Raw genomic sequence first — 23,376 nt, forward strand, 5'->3', positions numbered from 1 at the left:
TCAAAATGAATTTAAACTTTGAATTGCACCCTTCATATATCCCAACGCAAAGGCCATTCCGGCATGCCATGGCGCATCACATGACATTTCGGGTGTGTGATCCGGAATAAGGACACCTTCGTAATTATTCTTTTTAAGAATTTTCAATGCTTTCACCATGTCTATATCTCCTTCGTCCACAAACGCCTCACGATAATGCGGCACCTTTCCCACCACATTTCTAAAATGTATATAACCGATGCGGTTATTAGCCGAGTATTTGTCAAGCATCTGATACACATCACTATCCTGCATCTCCTGCACCGTTCCCATACAAAACTCATAACCATTGGCCTCGCTCGGGTATTTGGTCAAAAGTTTTTCGTACTCCGTGGTGTTGTAAAACAACCTTGGATTGTTTCTCAAAGTCGGCAAAGGAGGATCGTCAGGATGCGCCACCAGTTTCACGCCCTCCTCTTCGGCAATGGGAAGCATATTTTGCAGGAAGTAATCCAGCCTGCTCCACAGCTCCTCCCTTGTTATCTTCGGAATGAATTTCCCATTTTTAGGTGCATAGGTCATATTCCAAACCATACCCTCCGGAATTTCGGCATTGACATCAATCTGATTTGTGTCAAATAAAATGGAATTAGATTGTCCACGACCTACCGGAGCGGTTGTCCAGCCCCAAACCCCTGCTAAACTGAAATAGTAACCCATCACCGGTATTCCTGCTTTACCCACGTTCCTGATCAGCTGTTTCAGATTCTCGGTCTGCTTTACTTTCAGTGGACCATCCAGCAGGATATCATACCAATGCGACGGATCAAAATTCTCAATCGCTTCCAGTTTCAGGCCATGCCCTTCAATCTTCTTTCTCAGAGAAACCAATTGATCCAGTGTCCAAAGTTTGTCCTGGTTATAGGTTTCTCCCCATCCGTCCAGATTTCCCCGTGCCACTTTGGGATTAGAACCTTTGATATAATTCACCAACTGCGCCACAATATGTGTTGCTCCGCACTGGTTTGCGAACCGGAGGTTTTCATCCGTAAGCGACTCTGAATACAACCCTAAACCTAGTTTCATAGCTGCTATTTTGGTCCTGCTTTATAGGTGTAAAGGAATGTTTCAATACCCAGTCCCAACACGGTTAAATCGACCGTCAATTCCAGTTTGAGCTCGTCTGTTGTTAGTGACCGTACCTTGTAAGTATCGACGGTTGTGGCAGGATTAAACAAGCCCTGATAAGAAATCGTGAATGTTTTTTGATCTTCGCTCAGGCTCCATTTATCATACAAATTAAACCCGTCGAACTGGCAGCTTCCCGTTGCGGTATCCTTTCCATATAGGTAAACCAGCGTCCCGTTCTGATTAAACAGGATCGCATTGTCCTTTTCACAATCATTGATCACCTCCTTGTTTTTATCACTTACTTGTAAAATTGAAGTCAGGCTCCATTTTTTTGTAGGGATGTTGTCGCGAGGCGATAACGTTACCTGCATGTTCAAATCTGAAACCTCTTTTGCCCCCGAAGTATTAAGCGCTTCAAAAGAAAAACCAACCAGCTGATCTACGTCAGAGCTCAATGTGTTGTAGGCAAAATCGTAGGAAAAAGAACTTCCGCTTGCGTTTACCGTCATTTCTCCGTTGGTACCAAAAGTCAGGTCCGGAGTCAAATTTTTTGTTTTCCTGATTTTAAAACCTGTCAATCCCGATGGCGATTCAACATTTACCTTCACCGTAATTTTTTGACCCGATTCACTTTTGAGAACATACTGTCCGTGACCTAATGCTTTGTCCGCAACGAGTTCAACTTTGAAACCGTCATTGTCAAAAAAATCATCGGGACCTTGTTTTTCTTCGTCGCAGCCCATGACGATCGTCAGTAATAGTACCGCAATCAACCGGCTTATATATTTTTGAATTGTGCTCATATTCATAATAGATTATAGACTAAAAACCAGGATTTTGAGGCAAATTTGGATTCACATCCCGTTCTTGCTGCGGTATCGGAAAGAGCTGATAATTCTGGCTAAGAACCGGAATTGGAGTTGTATACTCCGCGTCTTTGGCTTTGTGCACTCTTTCGCTAAGTTTATTCATCCGTACGAGATCAAACCAGCGTTGTCCTTCGCCAATAAATTCCTTACGACGCTCATCCAGTACCGCCTCTCTGAAAGCATCAATCGCAGTGATATTTACAACAGGTAATCCCGCACGCTTTTTCACTTTATTGATGTTTTCGTTCGCTGCCGGGAAATTTCCCAACTCAGCCTGGGCTTCGGCATACATCAGCAGCACATCTGAGTATCTGATCACAGGAAAATCGTTAGTGGAACCTCCTGCAGTTGGGTCGGCTGCTTCATCCCAATATTTTTTGATATATATATTATTTAGAGTCACGGCCTTGCCATCATCTCCGGTGAAGGAAGTCATGTAGGTTGCTGCCTTTCTTTTATCGGCAGGTAAGTATGAATCATGAAGTTCCTTTGTCACTGTTTGCCACCCTTGCGTATTGTTTACCTTATCTCTCGCCGTCGAAAGCTCAACAGGCAGTAATCTCACATTGAACTGGCCTACTTCCCAGAAGGAAATTGTACCACCGCCATCTCCAAAACCCACCGAAAAGATAGCCTCTTTGCCATTCCTGGCAGCCAGTTTGAAGGCGTCGGCATAATTGTCCCACAGACTGTAAACGTTGGAATCAATCACTTTTTTTGCCTCTGTTGAAGCGTTGCCAAAATCCTTTTGAGTCAGGTACACTTTTGCCAGAAGCGCCTGAGCGGCTCCCTGTGTTGCCCGTCCATCCTGAATCTGCCCATCCTTCGGCAAATTCGAAGCGTCTTTTAAATCTGTAATAATTTGTGCGTATACAACCTCTGATGCTACGGCATCCGGTTTCAGTGGATTACTTTCACCAACAAGAAGAGGTATTTTGCCAAACATTCTCACGAGATTGAAGTACATCAGTCCACGTAAAAATTTGGCTTCATTTACCAATCTGCTTCTGGTGGTTTCGTTCATGTTTATACCTGGAATCCGGTTTACTGCGATGTTGGCCAGATAGATAATTTTGTAATGAATTCTCCATATTTCAAGCAGATTGGCATTATCTGAATTATAGGAAAAATTAGCCAGCTGGTCGTTGTATATCGCACCAAGCTGATTGTTCTTCATGTTATCGGAAGCCAGGTCGGCCGTGACCCAAAATGTACTGTGATAGGCTCCTGCAGTATTTCCTGCGAAAGGGCCGGCAAAATCCAGATTATACGATCCCAGATATGAATAAATAGCATTTACCGCAGCTATTGCGTCCTGCTCCGTCCGATAATAATTACTTTGTGATACCGTGTTTTGTGGATTCTCGGTCAAAAAATCCTGACAGGAAAAAGTGACCGTGCACAAAACCAGAGACAGGAAGGCAATTTTAATTTTATAAGTTAAATTCTTCATTTCAATAGTTGTTAAAGGCCAATGTTAATTCCAACTAAAAAGGTTTTTGTCTGAGGATAATTACCATCATCCACACCCACCACGTTTGTCGACGAGCCGTATGCATTACCCTCCGGGTTGTATCCACTGTATTTGGTAACAGTCAGTAGATTTGCTGCACTCACATAGACTTTTAATCTGTTTACTTTGATTTTATCAAGAACCGACTTTGGTAGATTGTATCCCAGACTGACGTTCCTCAACCTCAGATAAGAAGCATTTTCTACAAACCTTGATGAGAAAATATTGTCGTTTGCAGTTGCAAGCGGACGTGCATGTTTGTTGCTCGGATTGGTCGGAGTCCATCGATCTTCATAGGCATCCAGGAGTACGTTTTGCTGACCATTTACATTTTGCAGATTTAGTAAATTCATGTTCACCATTTTATTACCCTGCGATCCCTGGAAGAAAAAGTTAAGTTCGAAATTTTGGTAACTAAGCGTGTTGTTCAATCCCCAATAGAACTTAGGTTGAGCTGAACCGATCAATGTTCTGTCCATGTCGTTGATCACACCGTCCGGCTTGCCATCTGCTCCGGAGATGTCTCTGTATTTTCTGTCTCCCGCAGCCGGACTTTGTCCCGCAATGGCCGGGCTCTTCTTGGCTTCTTCGTCACTCTGATAAATCCCGTCGAAAACATATCCATAAAATGAGCCCAACGGCTGCCCCTCTCTGAGAATATTTCCGCCGGCAAGTAATACATCACCGCCACCAGCCAGGTTCGTAATTTTGTTTCGGTTTAGGGAAACATTCAAAGATGTGTTCCAATTGAATTTACCATCAAAATTGATCGAACTTAGCTCAATATCAACTCCCTTGTTTTCTACATTACCAACATTAAGCAGTGTGTATTGAAATCCACTTGTAACGGGTATAGGTGTTGAAAGCAACAGATCCGACGTTTTTTTATGATACAATTCCGTTGTCAGTGAAAGACGGCCTTTCAGTACAGACAGATCGATACCCAGATTGGTTTGTCTTGTTGTTTCCCATTTCAGGTTTTCATTCGGATATGACAGCGGCTCGCGACCGTAAATAATGGATGGACTGCCGCTTCCGTTGTTAAATACACCTTCTCCGAATGGTGTGATCAGCGCAAGTGATCCATATGGCGCTATTGACTGGTTACCGGTTACACCGTAACTTCCTCTCAACTTCAGATTACTGATCACGTTATTTCCTTGCAGGAAACTTTCCTCAGAAACCCGCCATGCAACAGCTGCCGAAGGGAAAAATCCATATTTGTTTCCTTTTGCAAACTTGGAAGAACCATCCACGCGACCTGAAACCGTAAACAGGTATTTATTGGATAATGAATAATTGATCCTTCCCAGATAGGACATCAGACTCCATTCTGTTTCACCATTAGCAGGTGGTTGCGGATTTTGTCCTGCTGCAAGATTGTGATAACCCGAACGCGGATCAGGAAAATCGAAAACCAGGAGTTGTAAAGATTCATTTTTAAACTGCTGAACCTCAAATCCTGCCAGTGCACTTAACGTTCCCGAACCAATGTTTTTATCATAGTTAACTGTATTGGTGCTTAGCCAGGTAAAAGCTTGTAATGTTCCCGAGCTCGCCTCTCCCAAACTGTTTTCAGTGCGTTTGAGACCGAACGGACCAAAAGTATTTGATTTCGAATTCAATGCATCCATGCCAAAACTGGATCTGAAACTGAGATCCTTTGCGAGTTTCAATTGGGCAAACACATTTCCAAGAAAACGATTCGTACCCGTATTGGCCTGATATTCCCGCGCTTCTGCAACCGGGTTTGCTATTCCTGTTTTCAGATAGTGCTCATAGGTGTAGCCAAGAGCTTGTCTCGGATCATAAACCGTTGCAATCGGATTAAACTGCATGGCTCCCGTGATAACGCCTGGCACAATTTGCCCGGGACCGGTGAGAACGCCGTCAGACGACAACCTGTTGTAAGAAAAATTGACTCCCACAGACAGATATTTCGTAACCTCGGTTTCAAGATTTGTTCTGAGTGAATACCTTTTGAAATTGGAACCAATGACAATACCATCCTGGGTAAAGTATCCTCCTGAAAGCGCATATTTTGTTTTGGTCGTTCCGCCATTCACAGACAATTGATAATTGGCAATCGGAGCGGAACGAAGCAGCTCATTTTGCCAGTCTGTACCTGCACCCAGTGTTGACGGATTAGTATATACGGGAACCCGGCCGGAATTAATGTTCGCTTCATTGACCAGATTAGCAAATTGGTCTGCTCTCAATAATTCCAGCTTGTTTGCTGCTTGCTGGGTTCCATAATAACTTTCAAAGTTGATACTTCCCGAATTCGCCTTTCCCTTTTTTGTGGTAATTAAAACAACACCATTTGCACCTCTAGACCCATAGATGGCCGTAGCAGAAGCGTCCTTCAATATTTCTATTGACTCTATATCACCCGGATTGATCGTCGACAAAGCCCCTATTCTCGGCCCACGTCCTCCTACAGACATTTCGCCTCCGTCTCCGTTTATCAGCATACCATCAATCACATACAGCGGTTCGCTGCTTGCATTCACCGAGCTTGTTCCACGGATACGGATGTTGGTTTCTCCACCCGGAGCACCCGTAGACTGCACCACCTGCACACCTGCCGCGCGTCCCTGTAACGCTTGGTCAAATGTAGTAACGGGTACTGCTTTAAGATCGTCTGATTTGATAGAGACCACTGAGCCTGTTACATCCGATTTCTTCACTGTTCCATAACCGATCACTACGACTTCCGAAAGAGCCTTTTCGGACTCAACTAGTTTGATTGTCAGATCCGAACGGCTTCCTGTCTGAATCTCCTGACTTTCATAACCAACAAAAGAGAACACGAGAATTGCATCGTTATCCGGTACTTTGAGCGAGAACTCTCCACTGGTATTGGTTATCGTTCCCTGAGTCGTATTCTTTAAAGTAATACTTACACCAGGCAAGGGTTCGCCACTTTCTGATGTCACCTTTCCGCCAACCGTACGCTCGGTTGCAGAGTCAACCATCCGGTATCCAACCGGGTTTCCAACCGGGATCGCAACCGGGTATCCAACCCGGTTGGATACCGGATCCTTCGGATTGAGGGATCTGGCACTTGTAGTGAAATGCAGAGCGACCAAACACAGGATCAATCTTAATTGATGTAGTATACGTTGCATATGATTTGGATTGAAAGAATTTATTGAACAGCTCAAAGCATGATTAATATGTATGAACATATGAACAAAACAAATATGAGTATTATTTTAGACTTAAAAAATTAATTATGCATTTATTTTAGCATTTTTATAATTATTCGAAGCAAATTCATCTTTGACGATATAATTGAATTCACGGATCTAGCAATCAGAGACTGATACTGACAATTGTCTCGCTACTTTTTAGAATTTACCGTCATACCCGTTCCCCAGTTTACATTAGGTTTGGAGCCCATGTTCAGTTGTAAAACTCCCCCTTTTGCGAAGTCCGAGTGCGTGAACCAGTAAGAATTCAAAGGCTTTCCACTCAGGCTTGCACTTTGGATATACATATTTTTCTCAGAGTTGTTTTTTGTCGAAATCGTAAATTTCTTGCCTTGATAATACCTTGGATCCAGTTCAATTTCTACCGTATCGAAAATTGGACTTGTGATCTCATATGTTGGATTTTGATCTACATTTCCCTTCAAACTGAAAAGGCCGATGGACATCAGTGCGCTTATCGCTCCCATTTGTCCCTGATCCTCGTCATGTCCTCCATATCCAAGATTTGGCGTAACTCCGCTATAAGCCTTCTCTCTCACTTTTCTGACCCAATACTGACTCAGCCACGGTTTGCCGGCATGGTTGAACACGTGTGCATTCGAGCAACCAGGCTGATTGGCATAACTTACGTAACCATCATTATAGGCAAATACAAAGTCGGAAGGTTCTGCTTTGGTAAAAGCGAAGTTCAGTTTATCGCAAAGTACAGCGTTACCCCCCATCAGCTTTGCCAGTCCGCCAATGTCATGAGATACTGACCAGGTAGCCTGCCATGCGTTTGCCTCTATCCAGCCTCTGCCCGAAAGCGGATCGTCATGAAGGAACTCTCCCTGCGGAGATTTAGGAAAAATCAGATTGTGCTTTTTGTTGAACAATGTTTTCCAACCATTCGCCCTGGTACTGAAAAACTTCTGATCCTCTGATTTTCCAAGTTTGGCTGCAACTTCCGAAAGTGCATAATCCTGAAAAGCTGCTTCGAGGGTAATACCTGCGTTATTTTGCCAATATCCGTTTTTGGTGTAAAATTCAATGTTTGCCGAGTCGCCGAGCATGCCTCCGGGAAGCATATTTTGTTTCATGGCTGTGTAGGCATCATTCTGTGAAACTTTGGTGAGCAATCCCTTCTGGATCGTAGAGGATATCAGGTTTACAGCCGGACAGCTGGTCATGATGTAGGAATACCCGCCGCCAGACGGACCTCTTGGAAGCAAATATCCATTTTTTGAATACTCGATCATAGATGCCGACATCTCGTCCATTACCTCTGGCCAGGCCAGCCCCCATAACACGTTCAGGTTCCATTGTGTGAGCCACCATGCATCGGAGCTGTACATGTTGAAACGGTTTTCCCCTTTTTCGGTTTTAGGCACAGTTCTGATTTTGAAGTTTGCATCCGTAAATGTTCCCATTCTCTTTCCGGTGGTTCTGTCCGGGTAATCACCAGATGCGTCTGTAATCTTCTGACGTCCCAATAAAACGTGCCATAAATCAGTATAGAACTTGGTTTTCTGATCTTTCGGCCCTCCGCTTACTTTTATTTTGGAAAGATTGTTATCCCAAATTTTTAAACTTTCATCTTTCACTTTGTCAAAATCCCATCCTTTGCATTCCTGACTGAGATTTTTTCTTGCATTTTCAATACTGGTAAAAGAGATACCGATTTTCATATTGATTTGCTCCCCGGCTTTCATGTTAAACGCAGCCGAAATCCCCGCATGGTCTCCGTTTACTCCACTGACATCTTTAACCAGCTTCCCATCCTGCCACCCATCAAGTGAAGAGAAAGGTTTGTCAAACTGAGTAACGAAAAAGATTTTCACATCATTTGGTCCACCCCAGTACCGTTTTATGGTGCTAAACGAACCTTCGAATTCCTGCTGATTAACCTTTTTCACCTCTGCATCTGCCATTGTACTATTGGATACATAACCACTCAGATTAGTCAGTATATTGGCGGTTGCGGATTTCGCATAAGTAAACCGGTACAGACTAACCCGATCCGTTGCTGTATTCTCCACCCAGATTTTATTTTCTTCAAGAAAAAGCCGGTGATATCCCGGGTGAACAATTTCACTAGCATGAGAAAATTTAGCCTTCCAGCCTTGTTGCCCTTTCAGTCTTTCCGTTTGATCCGTTCCTGGCATAATCTCAAGGCCTCCCACCATCCAATGATGGATCTGCTCAAAACCCAGTACCTCAGTATCATTGTAATTATAGCCACCCCCGTTTTGATTTTTATTTCTCGTCAGCGGAGCAGAGCTGGCCATTCCAAATGGCCGTTGTCCTGGAATAAAAAAGATATAGCGCCCCCGATTGGTTTCAATATAAGGATCAACCCATGATACAAAATCCGAATTTTCAGTACTGAATATTTCAATCTCCGAAAAGCCGATGTCCCTGCCCTTGCCGTCCGTAGTTACAAATTTAATCCACTTCACGTTTTTGGCATCAAATCTTATCTCTTTCGCAAGGCCGTCGTTTGGGATTTCATTGACCCACAACATAGATCCATCGCTAAAAAGCAATTTCCCGCTTGCTATGTGATCTTTAAGATTTGGTCTGTCGTAGAGAATAACCCGATTCACCTTCATGGGAATTTCCCATTCCAGCTGTATCCAGGGAAACCGGACATAACCCCAGTCGGTGGTATCGCCCTCGCTGGCCCATTCACCTTTGCCGTCAACCGAAATGATCCCATCAGCCACATTTCCAGATGACGTTTGATGATTCAAATGACTGGAAGCTGTGATTTTGGCCTGAGGTGCGATATTAAACGGTGAAGCCTTTACAAAGCCTACTACCGCAATACAGAGAAAAGCAAGAACAGAAAATGATTTAAGGGAAGTCATAAACAGTAAGGGTTCGGGATTTATAATGTTCATATGTATGAACATATCAAAAGTAAGAAAATATTCACTAAACAAAAATATTTTGTGTTTAAATATAAAATATTAAAGAGTTAGTTAACTAATTAGGGCTGTCTGCTTGTTATAATGCAGAATTGGGACGTTTGGACCATCTGATTCCGTGGCTGATTGACCACTTACTGACTATTACTGCGCAGGAGTTAAATAATTATCTATCATTTATTTAAGCCGGTCAATTTCTACCGAAACGACACGTACCTAATTTCCAAATTGCAGTGGTCAGCGGCTCCGAATTCTCCAATAAGGACTTAAATACCATTGATCTGATATTATAATATTGGATTAAATTGAGAGAAGTACAAAAACACTACGAGTTTTGCACAGCAAAACCGGTGGAGCATTGATCACGATATACATCTGGAATAATCCAGTATGAAGCAGGGTAATTCTGTTCCATTTTATCATTTTGGATCAATAAACCTCTCTTCAAAGCCAGTAGGTAATCAAATGCGGGATCCCGTTTTACGGTTAAACATCCCAAACATATGGTAACCGTACACCGAGGCCGTGACAGCTTTTCCGCTGGGCCGGTATTCCTAATAGCGGTGCCATTCATTTAATTTAAGCAATGGTGCGAAACCAAGAAAATAGCATGTATTATACTTGAATTGGCGCTCTTGAAGTTTGCGGGGATCAATAGAAGAATAAGGTCCCTGGGAGCAATTATCTTCTTTGAATAAAATAGAAGTATGCCCGACAGGCTGGCGTATCCGATTTACTAACTGAATTCATTTAAGAGGCAATAGCTCATTATACCTGGGCCGTGACATTACTGGTACGGATTCAGTTTACACATCATTTTAATGCCTGGTTACATATTTAAATTTTTTTTGAATAAATTGTAATATTTGAAATAATTACAATATTTGTCAAATCGCTTAAGGGCATTTTTGCTTCCCTTCACAGCTATAATATTGCGGTGCCAAACTTATTGGACAGCAAATATGAATGAGATGTTCGAAAATCACCAGGAGCCAATATCAGACAATGGAGTCTGGGACATGTTTAAAAAAGGGGATGACAAGTCCCTGAGTATTCTGCTCTCGCGGCATTTCCGTCCGATGCTTCACTATGGTAGTAAATTCACCAAAGACCGCTTTTTAGTCGAGGATGTTATTCAGGATCTTTTTCTGGAATTTCTTGAGAAAAGGGACCGGCTGGGAGATCCTGTATCCGTAAAAAATTATCTTTTTAAGTGCCTGCGCAATAATTTGATCAGAGCTCTGAAATCACGGGGTGAGGAACTTGACCTGGTTGAAGATCAGGATCTGGCTGTTGAGTCCGAAAACATGGAAATGTTTCTCATTGCTCTTGACGATTCCGCTGAGCTCAGCGTGAAGATGAGTAATTATTTTTCCCTGTTGACATCGCGTCAACGTGAATGTCTTTTTCTCAGGTATTATCAGGATTTGTCAAATGATGAAATTGCCCAGATTATGGGTATCAACAAACAATCTGTCTCCAACCTGCTGGTCAGGAGTATTGCAATTCTGAAAGAGAACTGGGTACATATCCTGATTTATTTTCTATCATTCACTGACTAGTTATCAGCTGTTTAACTTTTAAGTTGAACTTTATTTTGAAAAAATATCCTGATTTTGAGTATAAACCCTCCTGATTTTTCTAATCGTATAGGAGAGACATAATTCAATTTCATGAATAATTATAATGATTTCAAGTCTGGCGATTTTATTGCTGATCCCGCATTTCGTGCCTGGGTATATGGCTTTAAACAGCAAAGCGATATAGATTGGGAGTACATCGCTTCACAGAGTCATTCCGTGGGCAAAGAAATGGAGATTGCCAGGTTGTTTTTAAAAAATATAGAGGATAAAACCATACCCGTTTCAGATTTATATATTGAACGTTTTTCAGAGCGTATTCTCGAAAATCATAGAAAGTTATCGCCGTCCATCAAATTGTCTTCCCGGCGCTGGTATGAAGTATCAAGCCGCCTGTTTTATATGGCAGCTGCAATCATTATGAGTTTCGGCATTGGCTGGTTTTACTATACATATTCCCAGAAGCAGTCTGTAAATACGGATAGCATCTCGTGGGCTGCGCCAGAGCAAAAGCTCACCAGCAGAGTTAACCGAACAAAAAGCCCCGAACTTGTTGTATTGAAAGATGGAAGTAAGATCACGTTACAACCCAACAGCACCATCACTTACCACGAGGCATTTGATGGTGCAGAAAGGAATGTTCAACTTGAAGGAGAAGCTTTTTTTGATGTGGTCAAAAATCCAGACAGACCTTTCCTGGTATACTTCAACGATTTAACTGTCAGGGTTTTGGGCACCAGCTTCAATATCCGCTCTTATGGAAAAGAAGAAGGCAGCAGAGTTACTGTGAAAACCGGTAAGGTTTCTGTATCAGCTAATCGGGAGACAAGTCCTCCGCAAAATCACACTGATTTATCCTCTTCTGCGATCATGCTTACGGCCAATCAGGAAGTCTTTTATAAAAAGGCTCAGGGCTATTTTGAAAGAAGTGTTGCCTCCCGCACACAGATTGTAGACAAGACGATTTCAGAAAATGATTTCGTCTTCAATGAAACTCCTCTAAGTACGATTTTCAGCAAGCTTGATAAAGCTTATGGTATACCTATCATTTTTGACGAACAGCAAATTTATGGATGCTCGCTGACAGCATCTCTCGCCGATGAACCGCTGTTAGAAAAGTTAAATCTGATTTGCAGAACCATGAATGGATCTTACGAGGTCATCGACGGACAAATCGTGATAAATATAAAGAGCTGCAGAAATTCTCTTCAATAAATTTCCATCACATAAACATTAAGCCGATATGACTCCATAGCTACCTACAGAACAGACCAGTAGTGTTTGCGCCACTACCGGTCTGCTACTTCCCCTTTTTTGCCTAGACAAATATGGTTTTTTATCAGAAAACCAACGGGAATTGCTTTGCCCAAAAATCTCACTAATTGATACAAAACAAATCAAATGTATGAATGTAAATCTAGTCTTCCAACGCTTCCTAGTGCTTTTTATGAGAGTGACGTTGATTCAATTCTGTTTGCTTGTGCTATTCACAGATCTCGTCTGTGCGCATGATTCCCACGCACAGGAAATTTTACAGCAAAGGGTCACCTTAAAACTGGATAACAGTGAAATCAAGACCGTGTTGTCCAAAATTGAGGATGCTGCCAAAGTAAAATTCATGTACAGCCCTGAAATGATTCAGTCACACAGGAAAGTAAATCTGAATGTGATCAATGAGCGGCTGGATCAGGTTTTGAGCCAATTTCTGAATCCGTTGAAATTGACTTATGAAGTTAACAAGCGCACCATCATTCTAAACCTGGACAACTCTCAAAACCGGCAAAATTTACAGCCTCTTCCAAGATCAGGAAGCAGTCTTCCTGTTAAAATAAATGTGACGGGAAAAGTAACCGATGAGAAAGGAGATGGGCTACCCGGGGTTAATATCGTTTTGAAAGGAACCCTCTCAGGTACCACTACCGATACCGAAGGGAAATACAGTCTGGATATCCCTGACAATTCCGGTATTCTTGTTTACAGTTTTCTGGGATACCAAACGCTGGAAAGAGAAATAGGAAATAATACCATTATCGACGTGCAGATGCAATTTGACGATAAGTCGCTCGAAGAAGTTGTTGTAGTGGGCTTTGGTCTAAAAAACAAAAAGGAAACTGTTTCCGGTGCCATTTCGACTGTAAGTGCTGATGAACTGTCACATGCCAGTACGGTTACTTCTGCTGGTGCTTTGGTAGGAAAAATGCCAGGAGTTACATTCCGGCAGACCTCCGGTGTTCCCGGCAGCGCGCCAACACTTCAGATCCGTAACTATGGAACGCCGCTGGTTATTATTGATGGAATTCAGAAAGATTATGGCAGCTTTGCCCAGCTTGATTTTAACGACATTGAAAATATATCAGTCCTCAAAGACGCTTCTGCCTCCATCTACGGTATGCAGGCAGCTAATGGTGTGTTGGTTGTAACTACCAAACAGGGAAAACGAAACCAAAAGCCAGTCATTACGATGCAAGGTTATTATGGGCTTCAAAAGCCCGGCGGTTATAACAAGCCCGCCGATGCCGCCACCTACATGAAAGCAATCATTCAGGATGAGACATACAATAACGTGCCCGAATCGGCCAGAACCATCACCCGGGAAGAATATGCTAAATGGGTGGCAGGAACCGAGCCTGGTTATCAATCATTTGACTGGTATAACCACATCTGGCAAACCAGACCTCAGGTATATGGAAGTGTGAATGTATCGGGAGGGAGTGACAACACCGACTATTACATCAGCTTTAACAGAATTGAGCAGAAAAGTATGCTTCGCAATTTCCATGGATTTGACCGAACCAACTTTCAAAGTAACATCAATATCAACCTTACCAAAAAGTTGAAGGTTGGGATGAACATTAACGGACGTCTCGAACGTAACCGGCAGCCGGGCCTTCCTGGCGATGACTATGATTTTGCTTTACAGGCTGCATTCAGGAATCTGCCCACCAAACGCCCTTTTGTAAACGACGATTCACGTTACCCAGGTATTTCTGCTATCGATCCTCAATATAGTTATGGCTGGATCAATGAAGACATGTCAGGTATTTACCAGTCACAGGTACGCATTATGCAACTGAACGGTACTGCGGAGTACAAGATAACCAATTCATTGAAAGCCAGAGCACTTGTCAGTTACTGGTATAAAAATTACCGCACCGATTTACAAGAAAAATCTCCGCTGCTGTATCGTTATGATAATGCGGCGAGCACATACAACATTGCCTACCAGGGGAATGCGAGATATTTGGAAAGATATGTACAGAATTCAGAAGAAATGACCAGTAATGTGCAGCTTGACTATGAAAAGACTTTCCAGAAGCATCATGTACAGCTGATCACCGGTATGGAGACCAAAACAGCTAACTATCCCGGCGTTTATATCTGGGGAAATCAGGAAGCAAACGGAATTCCTTTTCTGACAACCAAATCGACGGCTAATGTTAGAGATGAAATTCCTTTCAACCAAAACCGGTTAGGTGTACTGGGAAGATTTAATTACGACTATGATAACAAGTATATACTCGAAATGTCGGGCCGCTATGACGGATCTTACTACTACAAAAAAGGAAAGCGTTTTGGATTTTTTCCATCCGCATCAGCTGCTTACCGGATTTCCCAGGAAGATTTCTGGAAGAACAACTCTTTTTTGAGCAAGACCATCGACGAAGTAAAATTACGCGGTTCCTATGGTGTTTTAGGTAAGGAATTAGGAGGTGCGCTAACCTACATAACCGGTTACAACTTTAATCAGGGCTCGGCTATTTTAGATGGAAAAGATGTTGTATCCAGCCGTATCACTGGCCTGGCTACTGATAACATCACCTGGGGACGCGTGTACGTGCTTGATCTGGGTATTGATATTGGTATGTTTCGCAACCGATTAACAGGAGGTTTTGATTGGTTTGACCGTCACCAGACAGGCGAATTAGCCAGTCGTTATGACGTGCTGCTCCCCAATGAAATCGGCTTCCGCCTGCCGGCGGAAAACCTGAACAGTGACCATACGAAAGGTATTGAGATGAATCTGGGCTGGAAAGACCAGGTTCGCGATTTTAGCTATTTCCTGGGAGGCAATTTTACCTTTTCCCGCTGGATAACAGGTACCCGATACAAACCTAGATGGGCCAATTCTTACGACCGGTTCCGTGACTTAGGTAATACAGAGGGACGCTTCCGGGATGGTAGTTTTCAACTTGTAGCCAATGGACAGTTTCAAAGCTGGGAACAAATTGCAAACCACCCTATTGACCAAGACCACTCTGGTAATACCACCATTCGACCGGGAGATTACATCTACCAGGATACTAATAACGATGGCTACATTACTGATCTGGACATGAATAACGTAACCTACCGCGTCAACAGCGGTACCCCGTGGCTCAATTTTGCTTTTAACGCCGGAGTAAGCTGGAAAGGGTTTGATTTCAGAGCCGAATTTGTCGGTGGTTCCAAGTTCACATATGAACAACAGTGGGTAATGCGCTACTTTGATGGAAACACGAACGTGTCTCAATATCTGGCTGATAATTCAACATGGTATAATGACATATGGGATAAGAACAGCGGTTTCGAGATAGGTCGTTATCCCCTGCTTACCAAGGGCGTCAATAACTGGATGAACACACATTGGCCTAATAGCAATTGGCAAACCAATGTCACTTACCTGAAACTCCGGAATATTGAGCTAGGTTACAATTTGCCCGACCACGTTATCAAAAAAGCCAGGTTGAGCGGTCTGCGGGTATATGTTACAGCTCAAAACATTTTGACTTTGACTAACATGCCAGGAGGGCTGGATCCTGAAATGGGTCATAACGGAGGAATTGCTTATCCCAATCCGAGGCTGGTTAACGCCGGTTTTGTGTTAAAACTTTAATTCTTTTAGATACAACAATCATGAAAATTTCCTTTCGCTTATTCATAATGGCTTTCTTGCTATCCATGGGAGGTTGTATAACGCAACTGGATACAGAGCCGACTAATATTTTGCCGGAGTCAGGTGTGTTTACAGACAAAGTACTTGCTCAGTCCGTGTTAGCCAACTTTTACAACTCTGTTAATTACGGCCAGAATAACGGTAATCATGCCAATTATCACCTGTTGGATGAAGCTAATCTTTCATATGGCCCGGCAACAACAACCGATGCCGAAAAGGTGATCCCACGCGATTTCTTTCAGACATATGATTACGAACTTGTCCGCAGGATGAATCAATTTCTGGCAGGTATTCGTTCCGCTCCCGCACGAGCAGCCCTGCTGGAAGCCGACCGCCGGGAACTGGAAGCGCAATGTATTTTCCTGCGGGCGTGGTATCATTTCTGTATGGCGCGCAGTTTTGGCGGAATGCCAATTTTGGGAGATACTGTTTTTACTTACGAGTCCGGTGTTGATCCTGAACGTTTCCAGGTACCCCGTTCTACCGAAGCCGGAATTTATGATTATGTTATTGCTCAATGTGATCTGGCTGCAACAGGTCTGACGGCATCAAAAACAACAAACGGAGGGATCGCAAACAAATGGGCAGCGATGATGCTGAAAGCAAGAGCCGCCGTTTATGCCGGCTCCATTGCCAACTATGGCACTAAGCTTACACCAACAGTCCGCACACCCAACTGGGAAGCCGGAATACCATCAGATCAGTCAGAGAAATACTATAAACTGGCACAAGAGACTGCCGAGCAAGTGATAACGCAGAGCCCATATGTATTACAGATTGATGCCGCTAATCCGGGCGAGTCATTCTATAAAGCAACCAGCGTCAAGGCCGGAAACACGGAGGTAATCTGGGCCATGGACCGGCTGCGTCCCAATGTGGTCACACAATTTACCAACTTTACAATGCCCTATTCTAACCGTGACTTCACGGAGGGAAATGCGCTGGGAGCTGTATTGAATCTGGTGGAAGCATTTGAGAACAAGGATGGTAGCGATCCTGCTGTCAAAACGACTACAACGAATGGTAGCTACGTCTTTTATAACTCAGTTGAAGACCCTTTTACCAAAAAGGATGCACGTTTATGGGGTACCGTAATATATCCTAATGCACTATACCGTCAGACACCAGTAGTTCTCCAGGCTGGTCAGCTCAATAAATCCGGTGATGGCTATGTACTGAGAACTTCTGTCGTAAACGGAAAAGACGCTCAAGGAAACCTTATTACTTCACTTAACGGTCCTGCGTCTAACTCTGACAATTTTGTAAATAAAACCGGCTTTTTGGTTCGCAAATTTTTGGACGAATCCCCGAATGCAGGTCTGAATCCGGGATTCAGCGAAATGTGGTGGCCTCGTTTCAGAATCGCCGAAGCATACCTGATCGCGGCGGAAGCTTCTTTCGAACTGGGTGATAAAACCAAGGCTGTGACACACATCAATGCGACCCGCAAACGTGGGGGCATCCAGCCGTTGTCGGCATCAACCATAACCTTTAATCACATCGTCAACGAATACCGTGTCGAATTTGCATTTGAAGATCACCGGTTCTGGGATTTGAAACGATGGAGGCTGGCGCACACAATTTGGAATGGAATTCCCAACGATCCGAATGCACAAATGTATTCGCTTTATCCTTATAAAGTTGTAGCCTCGGGTGATGCAAATGATGGCAAATGGGTCTTTACCAAACAGTTGTCATTCAAGATGGCTCCCAACCCAAGGAATTTCCCATTGATGAATTACTACACTGCGATTCAGCCCGGTTGGCGTGCAAATAACCCTAAGCTGGTAAACAATCCATTACAATAAGCATTTATCTTATGACTATACGATCAATATTCCGACTATTCATTTTATCCATTACCGCCGGTTTCTTATCCGGGTGCAGCACCGAGATTGATAACTGGGACTACCCCACCTCCACGGTTTCAGGACAGTTTTTGTACAAAGGTCAGCCGATGCAACTGATGGCCACTGCTTCCGATGCAACGGGGTCCAATATGCTTCAATTGCACCAGACGGGCGATGGCTGGGTACAGGGCTTTGTAAAAGTATTCACAAAACAAGATGGTAGCTTTACTGTGAACACATTTGACGGAGATTACTATCTGAACCTGACACCGGGCCGCGGGCCATGGCAACCCAATAACGATACTCTCCGCTTTTCCCTAAACGGGCAAGCTGAGAACCTCAATTTTGATGTAACTCCGTACTTCTGGATCTCCGATTATTCAAGCACTTACACCGATTCGGTTTTGACAGCCAGGTTCAATCTTGAAAAGGTGGTGGCATCTGCAGAGTTGGAAAGGGTTGTGCTGCAACTCGGCACAACCGCCATCGTGGATAACACCTCAAAAACCTATGAACAATCATTCACTACATTGGTGCCGGGTATCAATACCATTACCGTTAATTTGAAAACCTTAACCTCTGGTCAAAAGTTAAATCTAAAAAAAACAGGATTACTGTTTGCCCGTGTAGGTGTTAAGACCAGAAATGTGACGGACTTGATATATTCACCAACACAGAAGTTATGACAAGTTATCCTGAAATGTTTCATCGAATCCATAACACCAGGAAGTTTTGAATTTTGGTAATACAAAAGCCTTGTAATGTGTCAAAGCCATGGCCGGATGAAACGAAATCCGGCCATGGCTTTTTGATTACGGAAGCTGGCGATAAAATTCTTGTCAATGGGGGCGCTTAGCATATTGATTTCTCAGACTACTTGTTGAAACCCGTTTCAATTGAAGAACTACAAGCTGCTGTCCAGCGAGCGTACCAGCAGCATTCGTTAAAAATGGAAAATCAATTGCTCAGCAACCTAATGCATTTTTTGAAGGATAATAATAAACGTGCCGAACAACGCATTGCCTTAACAACTACCAGAGAGACGCGTTTTGTAAAAACAAGTGGGATTATCCGGTGCGAATCTGCTAACAATTACACCACATTTTATCTTGTAGGCGGCGAGAGGCTGCTTATTTGCAAGCCAATGTTCTTTTATGATGAATTATTGAGGAATTATGGCTTTGTTCGCTGTCATCAATCTCATCTGGTAAATAAAGAGTCAATCAAAAGCTGGAAGAGAGAATTTGGCGATTTTTTGTTACTCATAGATGGATCGGAGATACCTATATCCAGAGGTAAAAGGGAAGAGATAAAACAGTTATTACAAAGTTAGTGGCATCTTATCCAAACGTATACACGTCCTTCTGGTGTAAGTCGTTCATTCGCTTGATCTAGTGTAGTTTCTAATTTGCCCACTATCACAACTTTTTCTCCAAGATTGTATCTTTATGTAATTACCAGGAAACGTTCTATTATGTATACTTTCTCCAGGGGTCCATTTTACTTTAGCGTACTGTTCTTTCTTGTATAATCATGTTCAAATGATGACGAAGACTGTGGATGTTATGGCCCAACATACCAAACTGCTGAGAAAGTACAAGCCAGATACACCGGCGGCGGTACTTTTGCTGCTTCACATTCAATAGAGGGTTACATATATGTATCAGTTTCTGATTTGGAATTTGAATGCTGCCGAGCTCTTGTCGTTGTTCAACCCTTTGGAACAGAGCAAGTGTGATAATGTCAAAAATACCCACTGTTTTCTCATACAACCAGGAGCTATCTTGAAATGACAATAAGTATTAACCCTATCAGAAATGAAACTAACATGGTGTTTAGAATGTAATTAGTACCTTTTGGTGCGTTTTTGAATTCCTTCCAAAAATAAATACCCCAGATGGATGCTACAACAATTGCCCCAGATGCCAATCCATAAGAAATAGCTGTTCCTGCTTTGTCAGAAGCTATGATACTAAAAGACATTCCAATACACCATATCGCTCCACCAATAAAACCTAAAAGATGGTTTTTGAAAGTGCCTTTAAAATAGTCGGAATACTTAACAGGAATACCAACAATGGGTTTAAACATGATGAATGTATTTAAAACAATATTACTGATCAAAAAACCTACGGCGAATATGAATACAGCAGAGTAAGGGCTAAGTTTCCCTTCAAGCGGTACTTTGAAGTCCAGGAACATTGAGTTGGTAACATATTTAAAGAAAAGACCCATCAAAATTCCGCTAATGATTGAGATCAACAGCCCCTTTATAGAAATGGATCTGGCAGCTGTTGACATTCGTGTATAGGCTGTTGTGTTTAATAGAATAGCAATAACAATAAGTAACACGCCTGAAAAAAGAAGGCTAGCATTTCCAATAGGTGAAGTTAAGTAATTGACAATGACTTCAATTACCAGAGACAAGCCAGAACCAACAGAAAAGGCAACGGAGATGCCGGCAATTGATACAGCTGTTAAAAATAAAATGTTGGCGGCGTTAAAAATAATGCCTCCCAGCAGCGCATTAGCAATGCTTTCAATTCTGGCTTGTTGAATATCAGCAATAAAGCTCCGCCCTTCAATTCCATAACTACCCATCGTTAACGCGAAGATTAGTGACATTACTAGTATTCCGAAGGCATAGTCCCAACAAAAAAGTTCAACTCTCCAATCAGGACTAACGAGTTTTTGGGTGTTTGAGCTTGAACCCCATGAAATCATCGTAATTAAACAAAAAAATACTTCGGTAGAGTAACTGTCAATAACGAACATAAGATTTAATTGTTAAAATGTTACAATAACCCGGTCACGAATGGCGATATCCATTTTAGTGTCTCAAAGGTGCGTTCATGCACAAAAAGTCGAATCATAAGAGCAAAAAAAGGCCCTCTGTGAACAGAGAGCCTTGTATATAAATCGAAAGAAATATTACCAGGAAAGCCAGCGTTCACAATACCAGAATTGGATATTGTGCCACCAGAAGGAAGTCGAAGAAACTAAATTTTGTTTTTTCATTAAGTGAATGTAAGCATGATTTCAAATCCTAAGAAAATTTCGGCCTGAAATTATTTTGCAGCCCGAATATTTTTCAAAATTTAAATGAAAAGCTGGTCACAAAGTTTCTGGTAAATTGCGCATTTCCTACCGAATCCCAATATTTCTCATTGGATATATTGTTTAGTTTAAAACCAAGCTTCCATTTGTCTTTTTGATAAAAAGCGGTCGCATTAATGGTCTGATATGATGGAATCGTATACGTGTTGCTAGAATTAACGAACGAATCGCTCACATAATTTCCTCCGAAACCCAATCCAACACCTTTAAGATTCTGGAAAGGCAAACGGTAGCTAAACCAGTAGTTGACGATATGTTGTGGTGCTTGTGTCTGGAATTTCCCCTCATATACATCAGCTTTGGTAAATTTGTTTTCATTAAACCCATATCCGGCAATGATATTCAGGCCCGATACAGGGTTGGCCGTAAGTTCAACCTCAACGCCTTTGCTTACCTGCTCGCCGTCTTGAAAACTGTATAGTGCATCATCGGTACGCAAAGCATTGTCAACCCCAATATGATAATAACTGATACTGCCACCCAGTTTATTTCCTGGCAGTTCGGCTTTTATACCAGCCTCCAACTGATTCGCAAAAACCGGCTTTGGCTTAAACAGACTGCCATTAGGCTGCTCAACAGGTCCCTGGTTTTGAAACCCGTTCATAAAATTTCCAAACAGCGATACCTGATCTTTTACTATCTGATAAACAATTCCCAGTTTAGGAGAAAGCGACGGCTGCACAAAACCTCCTTCATAAGTTTGCTCAAATCGATTATAACGAAGGCTCAGCATCGTTGATAAACGATCTGTCCAGTTGATCACATCAGAAACATATATGCCCAGAGCATTTCCACCGTATGCGTCGTGCAATGCAGTTGTGGAAGGGTCTGCCAAAATACTGTTCACTCTGCTCAGGCCTGATCTTTCAAAGGAGTCGTTGATATTGATCTTGTCAAGAGGAATAATGCTGTAAGTAACTGTTTCATCGTTGTATTCATAACTTGCTCCTATCAACAGGTTGTGCTGAAAACGGCCGGTATTGAAGCTGCCGTTAAAATTCTGCTGGACATTGGCATACGTTCTTTCTCTTGGCCCAAAATGTCTGATACTGGTAACGGCTGTATCGGCACTGATCCAGTTCACATAGGGCTGATAACTATGATTCAAAAATTCGTTTACATGCGACATGCCTGTGGTTGATGTCCAGTTTTTACTGATCTGATATTTGGCCTGCCCAAAATATTTTGTGGCCTGCGCATCGCTGAGCAAGTCATTATGAAAGAAAGATTTTTTAAAACCCAGCGGAATATCTTTTGTGGATTTGAAAGGAACCTGATCCGCAAAAAGCAGTGTGTAGGACAGGCGGGTGGCGTTACTTTTGAAATATTCAAAATCAAACAGGAACGAAAGGCGATCGCTGGCCTGGTAAGAAAGGCTTGGACTGATTACAAATCTTTTATTTTTTCCGTATTCATTTGAACTGTTCTGCTGATGGTTAACGGCGTTGAATCTGAGTAGTACTGTTTTTTCTTCATTCAGCGGGGTATTTATATCAACCGTTGCTCTGCTTAAATCAAAACTTCCCATGCTGTAACCCACTTCGCCACCAAAAGCGGCATAGGGTTTCTTGGTAACCAAATTCATAGCCCCGCCAAAAGTGGAAACCTGCGAGCCAAACAACGTACCTGACGGGCCTTTGATCATTTCGATCCGTTCAAGATTTGCGATTTCCGTTCCGGTGCGGTAAACCGAGGTCGCCATACCGTTTCTTGCGTAGTCGAAGTTCGTAAAACCTCTGAACACAACGGCGAAACTTCCGGTAACATATTCTGTAGGCGCAACACCGGCCGCGGCCCGAAAGACATCCTTCACATCAGTCATCATTTGCTCTTTCATCAGATCCTTACCCACCACTTGATAGACCTGGGGATTTTCTAGATTTTTCAAAGGCATCCGTGCCACATAGTCAGTTTCTTTATTCACCAGCCGGCTATCACCACTTACAACAACCTCCTGCAATTGTTGGTTGTCCTCCGCCAGAGTGAAATTTACGGAGCTGGTTTCTCCGGCTGTCACGGTTAAGGTACTCTTTTGCGTAACAAGTCCGGTAAAACTTGCCGTAAGCGTATATGTTCCGGCAGGAACTTTATTGATTACATAATGGCCAGCTTCATTGACGACAGTCCCCTTAGTCGTTTTTTCGAGAACAATATTTACAAATTCAGCAGGTTGGCCGTCGGATGTGGTCACAGTGCCCTTAATGGTGCCGTGCTGAGCCAAACCCTGCAATGAAAGAATGGACAAAATGAGTGTTAAAAATTTAAGCATTGTATTTGTTT

13 protein-coding genes are annotated in these 23,376 nt (G+C 42.7%); 6 read left to right on the forward strand and 7 right to left on the reverse strand.

What is annotated here, in order from left to right; translation table 11 throughout:
• The 5 genes from LZG71_RS25435 to LZG71_RS25455 form a co-directional block, all read right to left on the reverse strand.
• A complete protein-coding gene (locus LZG71_RS25435; protein WP_233825265.1) occupies nucleotides 1-1,065 on the reverse strand; it encodes a mannonate dehydratase in 1,065 nt (354 codons plus the stop codon).
• Between the two features lie 5 nt (nucleotides 1,066-1,070).
• Nucleotides 1,071-1,913, reverse strand: a complete 843-nt coding sequence (locus tag LZG71_RS25440; protein ID WP_233825266.1) for a lipocalin family protein — start codon at nucleotides 1,911-1,913, stop codon at nucleotides 1,071-1,073.
• A gap of 19 nt (nucleotides 1,914-1,932) precedes the next feature.
• Nucleotides 1,933-3,432, reverse strand: a complete 1,500-nt coding sequence (locus tag LZG71_RS25445) for a RagB/SusD family nutrient uptake outer membrane protein (protein ID WP_233825267.1) — start codon at nucleotides 3,430-3,432, stop codon at nucleotides 1,933-1,935.
• 11 nt (nucleotides 3,433-3,443) lie between these two features.
• Nucleotides 3,444-6,623 (reverse strand): TonB-dependent receptor, encoded by a 3,180-nt coding sequence (locus LZG71_RS25450; protein WP_233825268.1) that lies wholly within the window; start codon nucleotides 6,621-6,623, stop codon nucleotides 3,444-3,446.
• A gap of 215 nt (nucleotides 6,624-6,838) precedes the next feature.
• Nucleotides 6,839-9,556: a GH92 family glycosyl hydrolase gene (locus tag LZG71_RS25455; RefSeq protein ID WP_233825269.1), complete on the reverse strand. Its 2,718-nt coding sequence runs from the start codon at nucleotides 9,554-9,556 to the stop codon at nucleotides 6,839-6,841.
• Between the two features lie 1,022 nt (nucleotides 9,557-10,578).
• On the opposite strand from LZG71_RS25455, the gene LZG71_RS25460 reads away from it, so the two are divergent.
• The 6 genes from LZG71_RS25460 (at nucleotide 10,579) to LZG71_RS25485 (ending at nucleotide 19,312) form a co-directional block, all read left to right on the forward strand.
• Nucleotides 10,579-11,178 (forward strand): RNA polymerase sigma factor, encoded by a 600-nt coding sequence (locus tag LZG71_RS25460; RefSeq protein WP_233825270.1) that lies wholly within the window; start codon nucleotides 10,579-10,581, stop codon nucleotides 11,176-11,178.
• Between the two features lie 111 nt (nucleotides 11,179-11,289).
• On the forward strand, nucleotides 11,290-12,411 hold the full coding sequence (locus LZG71_RS25465) for a FecR family protein (RefSeq protein ID WP_233825271.1): 1,122 nt from the start codon (nucleotides 11,290-11,292) through the stop codon (nucleotides 12,409-12,411).
• 265 nt (nucleotides 12,412-12,676) lie between these two features.
• Nucleotides 12,677-16,069, forward strand: coding sequence for a SusC/RagA family TonB-linked outer membrane protein (locus LZG71_RS25470; RefSeq protein WP_233825272.1), 3,393 nt, complete (start codon nucleotides 12,677-12,679; stop codon nucleotides 16,067-16,069).
• Nucleotides 16,070-16,089: 20 nt separating this feature from the next.
• Nucleotides 16,090-17,937 (forward strand): RagB/SusD family nutrient uptake outer membrane protein, encoded by a 1,848-nt coding sequence (locus tag LZG71_RS25475; RefSeq protein ID WP_233825274.1) that lies wholly within the window; start codon nucleotides 16,090-16,092, stop codon nucleotides 17,935-17,937.
• A gap of 11 nt (nucleotides 17,938-17,948) precedes the next feature.
• On the forward strand, nucleotides 17,949-18,665 hold the full coding sequence (locus tag LZG71_RS25480) for a DUF3823 domain-containing protein (protein ID WP_233825276.1): 717 nt from the start codon (nucleotides 17,949-17,951) through the stop codon (nucleotides 18,663-18,665).
• Between the two features lie 263 nt (nucleotides 18,666-18,928).
• Complete coding sequence (locus LZG71_RS25485) at nucleotides 18,929-19,312, forward strand: LytTR family DNA-binding domain-containing protein (protein WP_233825278.1); 384 nt, start codon at nucleotides 18,929-18,931, stop codon at nucleotides 19,310-19,312.
• A gap of 446 nt (nucleotides 19,313-19,758) precedes the next feature.
• Here the strand turns inward: LZG71_RS25485 and LZG71_RS25490 are convergent, their stop codons facing one another.
• Together LZG71_RS25490 and LZG71_RS25495 are read right to left on the reverse strand one after the other, a co-directional pair.
• Nucleotides 19,759-20,754, reverse strand: coding sequence for a GRP family sugar transporter (locus LZG71_RS25490; RefSeq protein WP_233825280.1), 996 nt, complete (start codon nucleotides 20,752-20,754; stop codon nucleotides 19,759-19,761).
• 316 nt (nucleotides 20,755-21,070) lie between these two features.
• On the reverse strand, nucleotides 21,071-23,365 hold the full coding sequence (locus LZG71_RS25495) for a TonB-dependent receptor (RefSeq protein ID WP_233825282.1): 2,295 nt from the start codon (nucleotides 23,363-23,365) through the stop codon (nucleotides 21,071-21,073).
• Between the last annotated feature and the right edge of the window lie 11 nt (nucleotides 23,366-23,376).

This window comes from Dyadobacter sp. CY312 (genome assembly GCF_021390535.1).
Lineage (GTDB): Bacteria > Bacteroidota > Bacteroidia > Cytophagales > Spirosomataceae > Dyadobacter.